Annotated in this window: 16 protein-coding genes; 6 read left to right on the plus strand and 10 right to left on the minus strand. The window is 37.7% G+C overall.

All coding sequences use genetic code 11. The features are described from left to right. The first annotated feature begins 419 nt into the window (after positions 1–419). Positions 420–2,219 (plus strand): aspartate kinase, encoded by a 1,800-nt coding sequence (locus AN486_RS22960; protein WP_053541186.1) that lies wholly within the window; start codon positions 420–422, stop codon positions 2,217–2,219. Beyond that, positions 2,216–2,545: a YnfA family protein gene (locus AN486_RS22965; RefSeq protein WP_234413306.1), complete on the plus strand. Its 330-nt coding sequence runs from the start codon at positions 2,216–2,218 to the stop codon at positions 2,543–2,545. Before AN486_RS22960 ends, AN486_RS22965 begins: the two co-directional genes overlap by 4 nt. Before the next feature lie 373 nt (positions 2,546–2,918). Here AN486_RS22965 and AN486_RS22970 read toward each other — a convergent pair whose 3' ends face one another. From AN486_RS22970 to AN486_RS22980, 3 genes are all read right to left on the minus strand, one after another. Beyond that, entirely contained in the window at positions 2,919–3,317 is a 399-nt protein-coding gene (locus tag AN486_RS22970) for a nuclear transport factor 2 family protein (RefSeq protein WP_027402483.1), read from the minus strand. Positions 3,318–3,389: 72 nt separating this feature from the next. Next, positions 3,390–4,778, minus strand: a complete 1,389-nt coding sequence (gene hisS / locus AN486_RS22975) for a histidine--tRNA ligase (protein ID WP_290602699.1) — start codon at positions 4,776–4,778, stop codon at positions 3,390–3,392. 687 nt (positions 4,779–5,465) lie between these two features. After that, positions 5,466–6,887: an aldehyde dehydrogenase family protein gene (locus tag AN486_RS22980; protein ID WP_290602701.1), complete on the minus strand. Its 1,422-nt coding sequence runs from the start codon at positions 6,885–6,887 to the stop codon at positions 5,466–5,468. A gap of 128 nt (positions 6,888–7,015) precedes the next feature. Between AN486_RS22980 and AN486_RS22985 the strand changes: the two genes are divergently transcribed. After that, positions 7,016–7,879: an oxaloacetate decarboxylase gene (locus AN486_RS22985; RefSeq protein WP_053538143.1), complete on the plus strand. Its 864-nt coding sequence runs from the start codon at positions 7,016–7,018 to the stop codon at positions 7,877–7,879. Between the two features lie 36 nt (positions 7,880–7,915). Then, positions 7,916–8,617 carry a hypothetical protein gene (locus AN486_RS22990; protein ID WP_053538142.1) on the plus strand — a complete coding sequence of 234 codons (702 nt, stop codon included), beginning with the start codon at positions 7,916–7,918 and terminating at the stop codon, positions 8,615–8,617. 21 nt (positions 8,618–8,638) lie between these two features. Here AN486_RS22990 and AN486_RS22995 read toward each other — a convergent pair whose 3' ends face one another. The 7 genes from AN486_RS22995 to AN486_RS23025 all read right to left on the minus strand — a co-directional run bounded on the left by AN486_RS22995 (position 8,639) and on the right by AN486_RS23025 (position 14,735). Beyond that, the gene (locus AN486_RS22995) at positions 8,639–9,007 is read right to left on the minus strand and encodes an AAA family ATPase (protein ID WP_053538141.1); all 369 of its coding nucleotides are present in this window, start codon (positions 9,005–9,007) and stop codon (positions 8,639–8,641) included. Next, positions 9,004–10,125, minus strand: a complete 1,122-nt coding sequence (locus tag AN486_RS23000; protein ID WP_053538140.1) for a DUF262 domain-containing protein — start codon at positions 10,123–10,125, stop codon at positions 9,004–9,006. The genes AN486_RS22995 and AN486_RS23000 overlap by 4 nt, the downstream gene beginning before the upstream one ends. A gap of 107 nt (positions 10,126–10,232) precedes the next feature. After that, complete coding sequence (locus AN486_RS23005; protein ID WP_053538139.1) at positions 10,233–10,955, minus strand: Uma2 family endonuclease; 723 nt, start codon at positions 10,953–10,955, stop codon at positions 10,233–10,235. 271 nt (positions 10,956–11,226) lie between these two features. Further along, entirely contained in the window at positions 11,227–12,141 is a 915-nt protein-coding gene (locus tag AN486_RS23010; protein WP_290602702.1) for a methylenetetrahydrofolate reductase, read from the minus strand. A 719-nt stretch (positions 12,142–12,860) separates the two neighbouring features. After that, positions 12,861–13,868: a tryptophan--tRNA ligase gene (trpS, locus tag AN486_RS23015; protein ID WP_053538137.1), complete on the minus strand. Its 1,008-nt coding sequence runs from the start codon at positions 13,866–13,868 to the stop codon at positions 12,861–12,863. Between the two features lie 176 nt (positions 13,869–14,044). Beyond that, entirely contained in the window at positions 14,045–14,452 is a 408-nt protein-coding gene (locus AN486_RS23020) for a type II toxin-antitoxin system HigA family antitoxin (RefSeq protein WP_053538136.1), read from the minus strand. Then, entirely contained in the window at positions 14,427–14,735 is a 309-nt protein-coding gene (locus tag AN486_RS23025; protein WP_053538135.1) for a type II toxin-antitoxin system HigB family toxin, read from the minus strand. Before AN486_RS23025 ends, AN486_RS23020 begins: the two co-directional genes overlap by 26 nt. A gap of 243 nt (positions 14,736–14,978) precedes the next feature. On the opposite strand from AN486_RS23025, the gene AN486_RS23030 reads away from it, so the two are divergent. Together AN486_RS23030 and AN486_RS23035 are read left to right on the plus strand one after the other, a co-directional pair. Further along, positions 14,979–16,559 carry a B12-binding domain-containing radical SAM protein gene (locus tag AN486_RS23030; protein WP_053538134.1) on the plus strand — a complete coding sequence of 527 codons (1,581 nt, stop codon included), beginning with the start codon at positions 14,979–14,981 and terminating at the stop codon, positions 16,557–16,559. 148 nt (positions 16,560–16,707) lie between these two features. After that, on the plus strand, positions 16,708–16,890 hold the full coding sequence (locus AN486_RS23035) for a hypothetical protein (RefSeq protein WP_039201592.1): 183 nt from the start codon (positions 16,708–16,710) through the stop codon (positions 16,888–16,890). The last annotated feature ends 67 nt before the right edge of the window (positions 16,891–16,957 follow it).

Raw genomic sequence — 16,957 nt, forward strand, 5'->3', positions numbered from 1 at the left:
TTTCTGAACTCCTGATAGCGAAGCGTGGCGTTAGCCATACTTCTGAATGGGCGCAGGCCCTGCGCCCCTACCTCCTGATAGCGTAGCGTGGCGTTAGCTATACTCCTGTTCAATAAAATATCCTAGCAGTGTGTTATGTAAATAAACAGTCTGCTAGGAATAAGTAATATTGCTTGCCATGTTTGAGCGGGTTAGTATTTATTTGCATAAAAATACTGTCCTACGGCTAACTACAATAAACAAAAAAGGTGTATAAATTGGTTAAGATAATTCATGGAAATGGTTAATTTGTGATTAAAATCAAAGTCCGAGATTGCTAACGGGTGTATTTTTTTTGGTAATCTAAACTGGCACTTTTAGGGTTTTTCATAGTCGTGACAACCCTGACTGTGGCAAAACAAGTGATTAAAGAGAATTTTATGGCGCTTATAGTTCAAAAATACGGTGGTACATCTGTTGGTTCAGTCGAACGGATTCAAGCTGTAGCAATGCGGGTTGAAAAAACTGTCAAAGCTGGAAATTCTGTTGTAGTAGTGGTTTCTGCAATGGGTAAAACCACTGACGGGTTAGTTAAACTAGCTAATGACATCTCTAAAACTCCTAGTCGTCGGGAAATGGATATGCTGCTTTCCACAGGGGAGCAAGTTACCATTGCTTTACTAAGTATGGCATTGCAGGAAATTGGCCAACCAGCAATTTCGATGACTGGCGCTCAGGTGGGCATTGTTACCGAAGCAGAACACTCTCGCGCTCGGATTTTACATATTGAAACTGAACGCTTAATGCGGCAAATTAATGGCGGCAAAGTGGTTGTGGTTGCCGGATTTCAAGGAATTAGCAGTACAGAAGAATTAGAAATTACTACTTTGGGACGTGGTGGTTCTGACACTTCCGCAGTGGCGATCGCCGCCGCTATCGGTGCAGATTTTTGTGAAATTTATACAGATGTTCCGGGAATTTTAACTACAGATCCGCGTCTTGTTCCTGAAGCCCAATTATTGACAGAAATCACGAGTGATGAAATGCTGGAATTGGCTAGTTTAGGGGCGAAGGTATTACATCCCAGGGCTGTGGAAATTGCCCGCAATTATGGCGTTCCCCTGGTGGTACGGTCAAGTTGGACGGATCAGCCCGGAACTTGGGTAACTACGCCGTCAAGGCAAGATCGGGCGTTGGTAAATTTAGAATTGGCACGACCAGTGGATGCTGTGGAGTTTGATATTCAACAGGCAAAGGTGGCTTTATTGCGTGTTCCTGATAGACCAGGGATAGCAGCCCAGTTATTTGGGCAAATTTCCCAGGAAAATGTTGATGTGGATTTAATTATTCAGTCTATTCATGAAGGTAATACTAATGACATTGCTTTTACAGTAAATACTTCAATATTAAAACGGGCGGAAGCAGTATCATTGGCTATAGCACCGATATTTAAAAATCAGCATAGTTCAGATGAAGCGGAAGTAATAGTAGAAAAAGATACTGCTAAAGTGAGTATTGTCGGGGCGGGAATGATTGGTCGTCCGGGGGTAGCAGCGCAGATGTTTACAACTTTGGCGGAAGCTGGTGTGAATATTCAGATGATTTCTACCAGTGAAGTTAAGGTGAGTTGTGTTGTGGATATTGGGGATTGCGATCGCGCTATAGCTGCTTTGTGTCATACTTTTGAAATCAACTCTTCTTCTGCTTCTCTCTCCTGTGCTGCGACTAAAGCCCCTGCTGTGCGTGGTGTCGCTTTAGACATGAACCAAGCCCGAATTGCGATTCGGCAAGTACCAAATCATCCGGGTATGGCTGCCAAATTGTTTGGATTTTTAGCGCAACATAACATCAGTGTGGATATGATTATTCAATCCCAACGTTGTCGAATAGTAAATGGTGTTCCCGGAAGGGATATTGCCTTTACTGTGGCGAGAATGGATGCAGAAAACGCTCAACAGAGATTAAAAGCAGTTGCCAAAGAGTTTGATTGGGGTGAGGTAGTATTAGATCAGGCGATCGCTAAAGTTAGTATCGTTGGTTCTGGGATGGTAGGACAACCGGGCATAGCCGCTAAAATGTTTACAGCCTTAGCTAAAAATCACATCAACATTCAAATGATAGCCACTTCAGAAATTAAAATTAGTTGTGTTGTCGGACAGGATGAAGGTGTCAAAGCATTACAAGTTATTCACTCAGCTTTTGATTTAGCTGGAAGTGAAAAATTTGTAGTTCCAGCGTGAAAATACCCAACCTGATTTTTCTCCTAATTGCAGCATTTGCAGAAATCTCCGGTTGCTACAGTTTTTGGGCATGGTTAAGATTAGGAAAAAGCGTCCTTTGGGTTATTCCTGGAATTTTTGCTTTGATCATCTTTGCTGTGTCCCTAACTAAAGTAGATGCCGATAATGCTGGCAGAGTTTATGCTGCCTATGGAGGAATTTATATCCTTTCATCCTTGCTGTGGTTATGGCTATTTGAAGGAGTAAAACCGAATAGATGGGATTTATCAGGTGTGATAATTTCCGTTTTGGGAACGGTAATTATTTTATTCGGTTCACATAGATAATTAAAATCTCACGCAAAGGAAGACAAAAACATTTTCTTAATTATACTAAACACGGGTGAGATTTAAACTTTTGCCAAATGACAAATAACCTAACTCGTCTCGTTCCCAGTCTCTGACTGGGAATGAATTCTAGAAGGCTCTGCCTTCAATGATATTAGAGCATCAACTGCATTCCTAGTCAGAGACTAGGAACGAGATGTGGTAGGGATTTGAGCTTAAGTTGACACATATCAGCTTTTGCTTTACCCCTAGGTTTAGAATCAAACAATCAAGCCGTTTTGAGTATATATCGAGTATATTATAGCCTCCTCCTCGCCTGCGAGGGTGCTGGGGTTCTTATAGCTGACTGAATAAAAAAACGCTGTATCTCTCATTAATAAGATTTACCATCACTACCAAAGTATTCTCGATAGGCACAAACTTGATTATCTCGAATATCAAAAGCAATTGCAACTCGATTTTTATAAGGATTACCAAATAAGTTACCTTCATCCCGAAATTCAAAAATCACTGTTTTTTCATTGCTAGTAATATTGTCTAAAGAGGTAATCTTAATTCCTAGTTGGAAGGACTCAGAAACATATTCAAAAAACTCCTTTGCTCGTTTTTTACCTACATTTAAACCGTGAAATTTTCCCATAGGAAACCAAAAGGTAAAATCATCTGTCAGCATATCTAAAAATGCCTGCCAATTACCAGTTTCTAAACCTTGTACAAAATACCCAAATGCCTGATTAGCGACATTTAAGGTGCGTTCTGATTGTGTAGTCATCTATCTATTCGTAATTTTTGATTTTTTGATAAATTACCACGCCAACAGCGTGGTAATTAAAATGATGCCAAATTATGCAAGTCTGCGTTTAACTTCCTCTACCAAATCTGCCAAATTCACTTCTATTTGTTCACCACTTTGTAAATCCTTCAATGATGATTTTTGCGCTGCTGCTTCTTCCCCACCAATAATTACACAAAATCTAATTCCTTGCTTATCTGCGGCTTGAAATTGTTTACCTAAAGGGCGTTTTTCAAAGTTAGTCACAACATTAATTCCCCCTTGACGTAACTGTTGCGATACTTGTAAATAAACAGGCATTAAATCCTCTTGCATATTTACTACTACAACTTGGGCAGGTGTGGCGGATAAAGTAGTCAGAATACCCGCTTTTAATAACCGGCTAATTAACCGAGTTAAACCAATGGAAATACCCACACCGGGCATTTTTTCACCAATGAATGTTCCCACTAATTCTTCGTACCTACCACCAGAACAAATACTCCCCAAAGCCCCATGACCTAATAAGGTAGTTTCGTAAACAGTGCCAGTATAATAATTTAAACCACGAGCAATAGATAAATCAATACAGAAACGTTTATCAGCAACTCCTAAATTTCTCACTCCATTAATTACAGTTTCTAATTCAGTAACCCCTAAATTAAATTGTTCTGCATCTGGCAAACTTTCAGCCAGGTGTTTGAGTTTATCTAAAATATCATCAATACTGCCATCAATTTTCACAAACTCAATAATTTTTTCCGTTTGTTCTGAGGAAATACCTTCTGTCTCTAATTCTTGTTTAACTTTAGCTTCGCCAATTTTCTCCAAATTATCAATAATACTAATACAGGTTTTAATTTGGTTTTCAGCAACTCCTACTGATTGAAAAAAACCTGTGAGGATTTTGCGGTTATTAATACGAATGACAAAATCACCAATATTAATTTTTTCAAATATTTCCGTGATAATTGCCGGCATTTGGGCATCATAAAGTAAACTCAGTTTACCACGAGCAACCACATCAATATCACATTGTCGAAACTGCCGAAACCGTCCATCTTTTGCCCGTTCACCCCGAAATACCATGTCCGTTTGATAACGAGCAAAAGGAAAAGTTAATTCATTTAAGTGACGGGCAATATACGCAGCAAGAGGAACAGTTTGATCAAATTTTAAAGCCCTGGCTTCTGAACCAGTTTCTCCAGATTTATCCTTTTCTGCTTGGCGATTTGGTGGTAAAATTGGCTCAATACCATAAATAATATTATCACCTTGATTACCTTTAGCTTGTAGAACTTCTAACCTTTCCACCGCTGGAGTTTCAATAGGTGTAAAACCATAACTTTCAAAAACCTGACGAATAATATCTAGTAAATATACTTCTAGACGCTTTTCGCTAGGTAAAAATTCGGGAAAACCGCTAGGAGTAGAAAAGTTAATTTTGTCACTTTTAGTCATTTTTTTACCTTAATAAATGGGAAATTAATTACAAAAAAAGGGAACAGGGAACAGATAAGAAACTAAAGTTTCACCAGTTTAGAGCTTCAGTCAAGAAAAAGATGTTTTTAAAAGATGCGTAGCACGAAAAAAAACAGTGTCATTATTTCAATCTCATGTTTTTAAACATGAGTTTTTTCTGTTCCCTGTTGCTTCTTCCTCTGAAAGACTATTATCCAATAAGTAAGTGGGCGTTAAAAAGTATAATATAAACCTAAACCCCCAACCCCCTTCCCTGGTAGGAAAGGGGGAGTCAAAGCCTCTCCCCTGGTAGGGGAGAGGTTTGGAGAGAGGTTTTATATTTAATTGTGCCAAGCTACTTAGGGTTTGCTGAAAAAGTTGTCTGTGAGGGCTAGAAGTATGGCTAACGCCACGCTACGCTATCAGGAGGTAGGGGCGCAGGCCCTGCGCCCATTCGGGAGTATGGCTAACGCCACGCTACGTTATCAAGAGGTAGGGGCGCATGGCCTGCGCCCATTCGGGAGTATGTCCCTGCGCCACGCTGCGTTATCAAGAGGATTTAGAAGAAGTTAGAAGTAATATCAAGTCTGGAAAATTGAGCGATCTTTTCTTTGATAATAAACAGAATTGACTTTTTGTCTGTATTCGATTTTATTGTGTTCACTTACTTACCCAGTTTCTATATCCCTACTCTTCATTATTAAACCACCAAGGGTCTTTATCAAAGTTAGTTTTAATCAAAAAGGCTTTTTTTCGCATAAAGCGTTTAAAGGCAGCTTTACCCATGCGTGAACCTCCCAAACCAGAAAATTTAAAGGAATTTTTCTCTCCTTCGTGCATCATAGCTGTTAAACCTGCATCATTAATACTAATAGCACCTACATCTATTTGCATACCAATTTCTAATGCTAACTCTTCTGATTCAGAAAATATAGCAGCACTTAATCCATAAATAGAATCATTAGCTAAATTTATCGCTGCTTCTATATTAGCAAAAGGCATAATCGGCATAATTGGACCAAATGTTTCTTCAATCATGACTTTCATAGAATGATCAACTTCAGTCATAACCGTAGGACGACACCACCAACCTCCACCTAATTCTTCTACTTTACCACCAGAGTGAATTACTGCACCTTTGGCAACAGCATCTAACAGATGATCATTAATAATAGCCGCTTGTTTTTCACAAATAATTGGACCAATTTCACCACTTTCAATAGTTGGATATGCCAATTTCAATTCATGGGCTTTAGTGACTAATTGATGATAAAATTCTTCAAATATAGATTCAGCAACATAAATTCTTTCAATTGATGAACAGGACTGTCCAGAATTCACAACAGAACCCCACAAAATTGCTGAGGTTGCTAAATCTAAATCTGCTGATTCTAAAACAATAGCTGGGTCTTTTCCTCCTAGTTCTAAGAAAGCAGGAATAAATTTTTGGGCTGCCGCTTCTGCCACTAACCGCCCAGTTTCTACACTACCTGTAAAACAAATTAAATCTACATCTTCTATTAAATCTGCTCCTGTTTGTCCTGCTCCTTCAACAAAGTTTAAAACATCACGTAATTGAGGAATTGTATTGATTATAGTCATCAAAGGAGCAACAAATCGGGGAGTAATTTCACTAGGTTTAACTATTACGGCACAACCCGCCAGTAAAGCCGGAATCGTATCAATTGTAGATAACAATAGGGGGAAATTCCAAGGACTAATTACGCCAACTAGAGGATAAGGAACAGCCATTTGTTGTAAAGCAATAAAAGGAATAGATGTATTTTTTGCTGTCCCTTGTATTAATTGTGGAGCTAAATTACACCATTTATCAATACTAGAAATAAAAGAATCTACTTCTGTCACTGATGTTGATAATCTTCCCGTATCACTAACTAAAGCTTCTATTAATTGTGTTCGGTCTGATAATATAGCTTGTTTCCATGCTTTTAAAGCGGCAATTCTGCCTTCAATTCCTAATTTTTGCCAGATAATTTGTCCTCTCCGCAAACGGTGACATTGCTGGGAAAGTAATTTTGGTGGTGGAGGAACGATGACATAATCAAATTTACCTGTGCGGGGGTTGCGGACTTCTATTGGTTTACTCATTTGTGATTAATTTAAATTTTATCTCTCGCAAAGGCGCAAAGGCGCAAAGGAAGAAATACCGTAAGCTTCCGAAAACGTTTTTACAGTATTTATTGTATTCTCAAAATAGTCCATTTAGAGTTATTTGTATGTCTGCTGCTCAAAAACTGCGCGAATTACTGGCACGTCCTGAAATTATCGTTATTCCTGGTGTTTATGATTGTTTGAGTGCAAAATTGGTAGAAAAGGCGGGTTTTGATGTCGCTGCTACCAGTGGTTTTGGGATTGCTGCTTCTACCTTGGGTTTACCTGACTATGGTTTTCTCACTGCTACGGAAAATTTATCCACTGTCGGGAGAATAGCTCAGTCAATTAATATACCCTTGATTGCTGATTGTGATACGGGTTATGGTAATGCTTTAAATGTGATGCGAACTGTAAAAGATGCGGTGCAGTTGGGTTTAGCTGGGATTATTTTAGAAGACCAAGAATGGCCGAAGAAATGCGGACATTTTGCAGGTAAACGGGTGATTTCGATGACGGAACACGCGGGGAAAATCCGGGCTGCGGTGGAAGCACGTGGTGATAGCGGTTTGGTCATTATAGCCCGAACTGATGCCCGTGCGCCTTTGGGGTTGGAGGAAGCCATTGCTCGTGGTCAATCATACATCAATGCTGGTGCAGATGTCTTGTTTGTGGAAGCTCCCCAATCTGTGACAGAGTTGGAAATTATAGGTGCTGCTTTTCCTAATGTGCCATTGGTAGCAAATATTGTTGAAGGTGGGAAAACTCCCGCTATTTCCCCCGCAGAATTGCAAAATTTGGGGTTTAAAATTGTCTTTTTCCCTCTGACTGCATTGATGGCTGTAACTGAGGTAATGAGTGGTTGTTTTCGTCATTTAAAGGAACAGGGAAGGACTGATAATTTATCTGGTTTGATGAATTTTCAGGATTTTCAAGAATTGATGAATGTGCCGCAATATTTATCTGTGGAGAAGGAGTATAAGGAATGAATAATATCCAAAGATAATTATGATGCGGATATTTTAATGAAGGTTTTATTTGAGATACTTAGCGAAATAGAACCTGTTAGAAATCAAAAACCTATTTTTACTCACAGTAGCTTTTCTGAGCGTCCTATATCACCAGCATTTACAATTCGTGACTGGTTATACCTAAAATCTAAATCCTCTCAAGGAGAAGATCAAGAAATTAGTCGAATTTTGTTAATTAAGTTAATGAATAACGGACTTCATATAGATGAAATATTAGATGCTGAGGTAGCTTACCATGAATGCCATTTTAATCATCAAGATGTTTCTGGTAGTTCTTTAGCAGGATCAGTTTATTTAAAAGGGATTTTAATTAGCTTAGAGAATGCACCAGATTTTATATGTGAATATATTCACTTAAAATGCAGTGAGGATGGCAAACTTTATAAAGAAGTAGATATTCTTAATTTAACTAATTCAATTCATGCTAAAAAATTACGTCCGCGTTATGTGGCTAGTGATAAACATACACCTGAAGGTAAAGGTATTTATCGTGGTAGAAGGGGATCTCATATGGATTTAAGTGATGAAGAAGCTCAATCAGTTCTAGATCAAGCTATTCCCAATGGTAGACAATACTATGGTTATTATCAGGGCAAATTTTATGAATTTCAGTCAGATAATGTTGGTGGGTTTCATGGTTATCTTGTAGAAGAAAAAGAAGTACCTTATAAAATAATTGAACATTTTAGACAATGATGAAAATCGCCACTGGTAATCCTATATAATTGATATTATTGATTCTATATTATTTAATTTTATAATTTTTGCTTCTTTTTTTTGTATATCATATTCAAAATTCCATAGACCTTTACTACCATTTTCCCAACCTATTTCAAACCCAATATAGTTAGCTTTTGCTCTTTCACAAAAAGCATCTTTAGCAGTACCAATATCAACCAAGATATCTTTAAGCGTTAAACCTCTATCTAATATCTTGTTTAAATAAGATTGGCGTAGAAGTAGTAATGATTGTAAAACTGAAGATTTACCTGTACTGTTTAAACCAGAAAGTAGAGTTAGAGGTCTGAATTCTAATAACTGATTTTCAAAAGCCTTGAAATTTATTAAGCGCAGAGAACTAATCATAACAATACTTCCTGAATAATTTTACCGATAGTTTCAAATCTATACTCTACTTTTTTAGCAGTTTGGGATATGGATGCAAGAAACTCTTTATCATTGTCTGTATATTCAATAAACTTGTCAATTAGTTTTTGCTTGTATTTTTTTAATTTTTCTATATCTTCATCACTCAGTTGGCTAAGATGAAATGACCAAGCTTCAAAGAGGGGCTTATTAGGTGGAAAAGTTTTATTATCTTTATGAGAAATCTTGCGAAAAGCATTCTTTCCAAGAATATCATAAGCCGCCAACATTGACTTTTTAAATTTTTCCTTAATATTTGTTAATTCTGAATTAGTGAGATTATTTATTTTAGATAAAGCTTCACTTAAAAATAAATCTCTGGAATTGTCTTTATAATCTTTATAAGATGTTAGAATAAAAGCCAGATAACCAAGTATAAATTCTCGATCATCCATACGCTTTTTTCTTTCTTCACGAAGATTAAGAACCTGCGTAAATTCATCTGAATTTGCAAGTTCTCGTAATAATTCATTGGCTTTTCCTGGGTTTAGTGCATGACGTAGTTCTTGGTTTGAAAGAGGTACACCCCCTGTTTTAATTCTTTTAAAGATATTATATTTTACTTCTGTAGGAGTACCTTTTTCAAGTAAATAAACTACGGGCTGAGTTTCCAGAATTCGTCGTTGATATCTTGGTTCTAATTCATCATAAGTTTTACCATTAAGATTTGTAAGGTATTCTAGTCCACTTAGGGTGAGTTTTTTTTCACTTTTATCACTAACAAAGTGACTCAAAGCATATAATCTTTGTAACCCATCTATAACTACCCATTTATCATCATTAGTAGCATCTATATAAAAAGCTGGTAGGGGAATGCGAATCAGAATAGACTCAATTAGTCGGCTTTGAGCATCTAGCTTCCATATATTTGCCTGACGCTGAAAATCAGGTGCTAAATCAAGTGCTTCTTTCCCAATTCGTCTTAATAATTGTTCAATTGTTGGTTGTCTCGTGGCAATATTAATTTTATCAGGATCATATTCAAAAGTAACTTTTTCATATTCTTCATCATCACTATCTTCTAAATCTAAATCTTCATTATCATTTAAATCTGTCACGGCATTGACTCCTTAATAATTCTATTCATATCCCCTCCCATCCCCATCAAATCCAAAATTTATCTTATCGCATTTTTAACCCAAAATCCCAATAATATTACATAATATTACGCTTCCGGTTCAATTCCCAAAGCCCGTAATTGTGCAGTCAAGCGATTCGCTCTTTCTTCACCAGTTAATAATAAATTACCTTGCAAATCCCACCACCGCAACCAGGGTAATTCTGCATTCTGATATTCTCCCTGCCATAAACCCAACTCCACACCCATAGGTGTAATTGAATAATGTCCTCGTTCATTTGCTGCTAATAACTGATATTTTCCACCAATTAATTCATAAACTTCTATACTGGCTTTATTTACTTCATAAATGCCGTAAAAAGGAGTACGAATTACCTGCTCATAAATCCAAAATTTACCTTTCCAAGGAGTTTTATCTCGTTCTTCTGCACCATTCCCCGAAACAAATTCTAAAACAATTGATGGAGCAATAAATTCTTGCCAAAGGACATAGGAGCGTCGGGTTTTACCATTTAAGGTAGGTGGTACACTGGGAACATAGAACCAGTCTGGTGCTTCTGCACCTTTCTCAGGTGGTTCAGTAATACGCCAATAAATGCCTAAATCTTGTCCAATAAAATATTGACTATCAGGATAAAGTTTTTGTAATACTGGTTTGATAGAATCAGTTAGTAGAATACTTTGGGGATGTTCTTGCCAATTTTTCACAAATGTACCGTCCGACTCTGGTAGTTGGGTATGATCTGGAAGAGAGGTCTCTGGATAAGGGCGTAAGTCTTGATCTTCCTGGATATCAGTTGTAAAAGTCATTATGTCCTCCTGCTGGTGTGAGGTTTATTCTAGTTTAGCAAAATTAAGGTGTAAAGCGATCGCACCTAACTGAATGTGATCGCATTTCTATTCAGGGCTATTTCATTCTAAACATAATCCGCCCAGAATTTAAGTGCTGGGCTAATAAATCAAGTCCGTTAAAACGGACTATAAACTTTTCTTTAGTCGTCTTGAGACGACTTTTGCTATTAGACTCAGAATTCATTCTGAGGCGGGTTAAATAAGAATGAAATAGCCCTTGCATTTCCATTTAACTAACTTTCCCCACCCCCGCTAAATCCAAAATCGGTGCAATCAAATCCTCCCGCTTCACCGCCATTAGATGCACACCCTGACACAATCCCCGCGCAGTTTGCACTTGTTCGGCGGCAATTTTCATGCCTTCTTCTAGAGGATGTTTCGCTTTTGCTAATCTCTCAATAATGTGTTCAGGAATATTCACACCGGGAACAGCCTTATTAATAAACTGGGCATTTTTTGCCGATTTCAACAGAAAAATTCCTGCCAAAATTGGTTTATTGTAACCACAGGCAATTTTATTCATGAACTTTTCTAGTATTTCAAAATCAGTAATTAATTGACTTTGAAAAAATTGCGCCCCGGCTGCTATTTTCTTTTCAAACCGACTTTGTAAACCTGACCAACTTTTCGATTGAGGATCTACTGCTGCACCTGCAAATAAATCTAATGCGCCATCAGTGAGGGGTTTTTCATTAAAATCAAAACCCTGATTCATGTTTCTAATTAACTGCAATAGTCGCACAGCTTCCAAATCAAAAACGGCTTTTGCTTGAGGATGATCACCGGCTTTTACAGGGTCGCCAGTTAAAGCTAAGATGTTGCGGATACCCAAAGCATGAGCGCCCATTAAATCTGCTTGTAATCCAATTCTATTGCGATCGCGGCAAGCAAACTGACAAATCGGTTCAATCCCATTTTGCAATAAAATCACCGAGGCTACCAAGGAAGACATCCGCATTACGGCACGGCTACCATCAGTAATATTGACAGCATGAACCCTTCCCTTAAGAGTCGCCGCCATTTCGATGGTATGGATAGGATCTCCGCCCTTGGGAGGTGCAACTTCGGCGGTAATTAAAAAGTCACCCTTTTGGGCGGCTGTGCGGAAGTTGTTAAAAGCACTAAAGCTATAAGTATCCGGCATAGTTCAAATTTATCTTGAGGTTTTCTTAAAGAGTAAAACGAATTACACATTAAAGACTAAACCTTAGTTATAGAAATATCCGGTAAACGTAAAACTCAGCGGTTTTAGCCCTGAGATAAGTAGTGAGACAGAATTAATTACACAATGTCATTGCGTAAGCGTTGCGTGGCGTTAGCCATATGGAACGAAGTGAAATGAAGCAATCGCCAGGGTTGTGATTGCTTCCCTTCGCTCGCAATGACTGTAAATATTTTTGTCCAATTACTTATAAGTGACACGGGCGGTTTTAACAGCAGTGGTATTTTATGCTAAAATGAGATTGTGAGTAAGAATAACTATCTACGTGTTGAAACATCCTAGTATCGGAGAAATCCCGGCTCCCGTGAAACAACGGTTAGGTTTAAGTCCTAACGGCAGTATTGACAAGAAAGAGCGATTAATGGCAGGTTGTGGAGCGTACCGGATCTTGGCCCAGTGATGGACTCTGAAAGCACCAAAATGATCAAAGTAGCTAGAAACCTAAGCTGGACTTAGAGTAACTAAGTAGGCGTTGTTTGACGAACGCAGCGAGAATTAGACTTTGGGTACTCCCTAATCTAAATCTGTCAGCAGAATCTCAGCGGCTTTAGCCAGTGAGAGTGTCAAATATTACTCACTCAGATATCTTTTTCAGATCCCCGACTTCTCAAAGAAGTCGGGGATCTAAACCCTGTAAAAAATTACAACGGAACAGTGAAACCCAAAGCCGCTTTCACATCTGCTAGAGTAGAGTTAGCGATCGCTCTGGCTTTCTCCCCACCATCCCGCAACACTGACTCTAAATAACCCTTATCCGCCATTACCTCCTGATATTTGTCCTGAATCGGCTTTAAAGCATGAATCGCCGTTTCTGTCAATAAAGGTTTGAACTGTCCCCAACCCATATCTGCACATTCAATCGCTACCTCTTCCTTAGTTTTTCCAGCCAGCAGCGTATACAGTGTCAATAAATTATGGCATTCTGGGCGTTCTGAATCATCAAAGGTTAAACCCTTCACCAAATCAGTTTTACAGCGTTTAATCTTCTTAGTAATCTCCTCTGGAGAGTCTAAAATATTAATTCGGCTCAATTCTGAAGGATCTGATTTTGACATTTTCCTTGTCCCATCTGTCAAACTCATCACCCTTGCACCTTCCTTTCTAATCAAAGGATCTGGCAATTTTAATACAGGTGCTTTTTTGGCAAATTGGTGATTAAACCTATTAACAATATCCCTTGTTAGTTCTAAATGTTGCTTTTGGTCTTCACCCACTGGCACTTTATCAGCTTGATAAAGGAGAATATCTGCCGCCATGAGTACAGGATAATCTAATAAACCAACACCGACATTTTCCCCTTGTTTAACAGCTTTTTCCTTAAACTGAATCATATCTTGCAACCAGTTCAGGGGGGTAATGCAATTTAGCAACCAAGTGAGTTCACTGTGTGCGGAAACGTGGGACTGAACAAAGATATGAGAGTGTTGTAAATCAATACCACAAGCTAAATATAAAGCAGCAATCTTGTAAGTATCAGCCGCTAAAGTGGCGGGATTATGCGGTACAGTGATAGCGTGTAAATCTACCACACAAAAGAAATTTTCATACTGGTCTTGAATTTCTACCCAGTTGCGAATCGCACCTAAATAGTTACCTAAGTGTAAGTTACCAGTTGGTTGAACTCCCGACAAAACGCGCTGTTTACCCATAATTATCCGTTATTTATCTCCTCTTCCCCGCTTTGTAAATGGGGCGGTTACAAGACTCATTTTAGTAGTCATTGGGAGTGATTGGGGATTAGTGATGAGGTTATTAAGAGCATCTTTCCTCTTTTTCTGACTTTTGCCAGAAGTTTCTGGAGTTACCAGGTAAGGGGAAAACTCAGTTATGCAACTAAATAAGTAGGATCAATCTGAAAAAACACAGCTAAATCTTGAATTTGTTTTTCTGTTAATTGGCGTTTACCATTAAGAATATCTAAAACTATTAACTCACTTTCTAAGATAGAAACTAAATCTTTTGGTTGCAGATTAGATTCTTCTAACAAAGCTTGAAGGAGTGCTATACCTGTTAAGGTAGGTATTATTTCATGTTGTTGTTCATAATCATAAACAAGAGTAGCAAGAACCTTCAGATAGTCTCGATCATCTTGTGTAATATTTCCTTGATCCAAAATAGAATTAATTTGATTTTGAGTAGCAATTAATTCATCTTCATTGGTAATTGGTCGAGGAGGAAATGTGGTAATTAGTTTTATATAGTAGTTACTAGGAATTTTTAAACCACTCGTCATTTTTCCAATTCTCCTTATCGTATTCAGCATGAGTGAGTACAGCACGTATAAATAAGAGTTGATACTCATAATCTATATAGGTTATCAAACGATAATGATTACCTTTGATATTAAAAACAGTAAAGTTACCAACTAAATCTGCTGATGGAAAAATTTGTCTGACATCATTAAACTTTTCCAATTGAGAATCAGATATACGTTGATACCATAGTAAAAGTCCTGATTCTGCTAGGGAGTGCTTTTCCCAAAAGTCCCTAAGTATTTTTTTGCTAATAACACGCATCAATTTAAGAAAATAATATTATAACCATTTTTAAGTAAATTTACCAAATATTTTATCTCAGATTTGAGACGTAAATAAATTTTGTTTGCTGAACTGTAATTTATCTTTACCTTATCTATTTCTTTTCTTAAATATAAAACTAAAAGAATCTGTACCTCCAGAGAGATAAAAACCAACTGACCTAACTTTTATAGTTCAAATTAAATAGGTTTTGATCAAAAACAACTCAGGGAAATATACTTAATGAAAGCTTTATTAATCTGGCCGATAATGCCTAATTCTTTTTGGTCTTATCAGGAAACCATTGATTTAGCTGGGTTACGATCTACGAATCCCCCATTAGGGTTAATCACGGTGGCAGCAATGTTACCGAGTGATTGGGAATTCAGATTGAGCGATCGCAATGTCCGTCTAGAAACAGATGCAGATTGGGAATGGTGCGATATAGTCATCATTTCTGCAATGATCATTCAGCAACAGGATTTTGGTGAATTAATTAGAAAAGGTAAGGCGTTAGGTAAAAAAGTGGCAGTGGGTGGACCATTTGCCACATCTGTACCAGAATTTGTTCTTGAAGCCGGCGCAGATTATTTAATTTTAGATGAAGGGGAAATTACTATTCCCATGTTTGTAGAGGCTTTAGAAAAGGGAGAAGAAAAAGGGATTTTTCGCGCTACAGAAAAACCCGATGTCACCACAACCCCCTTACCTCGATTTGATTTATTAGACTTAAATGCTTATATAGCCATGACGGTGCAATTTTCCCGGGGTTGTCCATTCCAATGTGAATTTTGCGATATTATTACCCTTTTCGGTCGCAAACCCCGGACAAAAACCCCAGAACAAATCCTCGCCGAATTAGATGCTTTGTATCAGATGGGTTGGTGGCGTTATGTATTTATAGTTGATGATAACTTTATTGGCAATAAACGCAATGCTAAGGTCTTTCTAAGAGCATTAATTCCCTGGATGGAAGAACGTAATTATCCTTTTGCATTATTAACAGAAGCTTCTTTAAATTTAGCAGAAGATGACGAATTACTAGAACTAATGGTAAAAGCTGGTTTTGTGCAGGTGTTTATGGGAATTGAAACCCCTGATGTAGATAGTTTAGTCGGAATTAATAAACCACAAAATACCCGCAATTCCTTAGTTGAATCCTGCCATAAAATTACTAAAGCCGGATTACAAATTATGTCTGGTTTTATCTTAGGATTTGATGGTGAAAAACCAGGTGCAGGTAAACGGATTCAAGAGTTTGTAGAAGCAACTTGTATTCCCCAAGCCCATCTTAACTTATTGCAAGCATTACCCAATACAGCCATGTGGACTCGCTTGCAAAAAGAAGGACGGTTAAGGGATGGTTTAGGTGAATTTGTGGGTTCTCAAAAAGCCTTAATGAATTTTGTTCCCACTCGGCCAATGTCGGAAATTGCCGAGGAGTTTGTTGATGCTTTTTGGAATTTATATGAACCCATGCCCTACCTAAAACGGACTTTTCGGCATTTTATGATGATGGAAGGTTGGCGGGCTAAATATGAAAGAAATTTAACAAAACCAGAGTTCCAATTTTTAATGTCTATTTGTTGGCGACAGGGATTTTTGCGTTCTACACGGTTTGTTTTTTGGCAGCAATTAATAACAATGGCACGGCAAAAACCTCATCTATTATATGATTATTTAATTGCTTTGGGTACAGGTGAACATTTTTTCAAGTTCCGTCATGAAGTCAAGGCAGAAATAGAATCAGAATTGACAGAATTTCAGCAACAAGAACAAGAACAAAAAGTAATAAGTCTACAATTAGAACCTGTAAGTAAGTAATCAATACCTTGTCCATTTTTGCTAGGTTGGGTTGCGCTGTCGCTTAACCCAACCTCGTTCAACTCGTTCCCAGTCTCTGACTGGGAATGAGTTCTAGAACCCACATTCCGCAGGTGTTTTTTGAATTTTCGGAATTATCCATAACCCAATGATAACAAGGCTTTCAGACAATGACACGCAATTCTATATTAGAGCGATCGCCGATATATTTAAAGCTCGAATCAAGTTTATTGAGAATAATGTCAATAAATTAGTTGGTTTGAGATTAAATTCATTGAATACCGACCTAGATAGCAAAAAGCATGAACTGGTTATTATGATTGGGTTTTAGCTGTTTTATGAAATTCTTTTTTTGACAAAATAACCTGCTGGGAAAAATATTTTGAGTATATTTACTC

Source organism: Anabaena sp. AL93 (assembly GCF_001672085.1).
Taxonomy (GTDB): Bacteria; Cyanobacteriota; Cyanobacteriia; order Cyanobacteriales; family Nostocaceae; genus Dolichospermum; species Dolichospermum heterosporum.

Coding starts and splice junctions, on each gene's coding strand:
- AN486_RS22960 (WP_053541186.1), top strand. CDS start 420: ATGGCGCTTATAGTTCAAAAATACGGTGGTACATCTGTTGGTTCAGTC.
- AN486_RS22970 (WP_027402483.1), bottom strand. CDS start 3,317: ATGACTACACAATCAGAACGCACCTTAAATGTCGCTAATCAGGCATTT.
- hisS (WP_290602699.1), bottom strand. CDS start 4,778: ATGACTAAAAGTGACAAAATTAACTTTTCTACTCCTAGCGGTTTTCCC.
- AN486_RS22980 (WP_290602701.1), bottom strand. CDS start 6,887: ATGAGTAAACCAATAGAAGTCCGCAACCCCCGCACAGGTAAATTTGAT.
- AN486_RS22985 (WP_053538143.1), top strand. CDS start 7,016: ATGTCTGCTGCTCAAAAACTGCGCGAATTACTGGCACGTCCTGAAATT.
- AN486_RS22990 (WP_053538142.1), top strand. CDS start 7,916: ATGAAGGTTTTATTTGAGATACTTAGCGAAATAGAACCTGTTAGAAAT.
- AN486_RS22995 (WP_053538141.1), bottom strand. CDS start 9,007: ATGATTAGTTCTCTGCGCTTAATAAATTTCAAGGCTTTTGAAAATCAG.
- AN486_RS23005 (WP_053538139.1), bottom strand. CDS start 10,955: ATGACTTTTACAACTGATATCCAGGAAGATCAAGACTTACGCCCTTAT.
- AN486_RS23010 (WP_290602702.1), bottom strand. CDS start 12,141: ATGCCGGATACTTATAGCTTTAGTGCTTTTAACAACTTCCGCACAGCC.
- trpS (WP_053538137.1), bottom strand. CDS start 13,868: ATGGGTAAACAGCGCGTTTTGTCGGGAGTTCAACCAACTGGTAACTTA.
- AN486_RS23020 (WP_053538136.1), bottom strand. CDS start 14,452: ATGACGAGTGGTTTAAAAATTCCTAGTAACTACTATATAAAACTAATT.
- AN486_RS23025 (WP_053538135.1), bottom strand. CDS start 14,735: ATGCGTGTTATTAGCAAAAAAATACTTAGGGACTTTTGGGAAAAGCAC.
- AN486_RS23030 (WP_053538134.1), top strand. CDS start 14,979: ATGAAAGCTTTATTAATCTGGCCGATAATGCCTAATTCTTTTTGGTCT.
- AN486_RS23035 (WP_039201592.1), top strand. CDS start 16,708: ATGATAACAAGGCTTTCAGACAATGACACGCAATTCTATATTAGAGCG.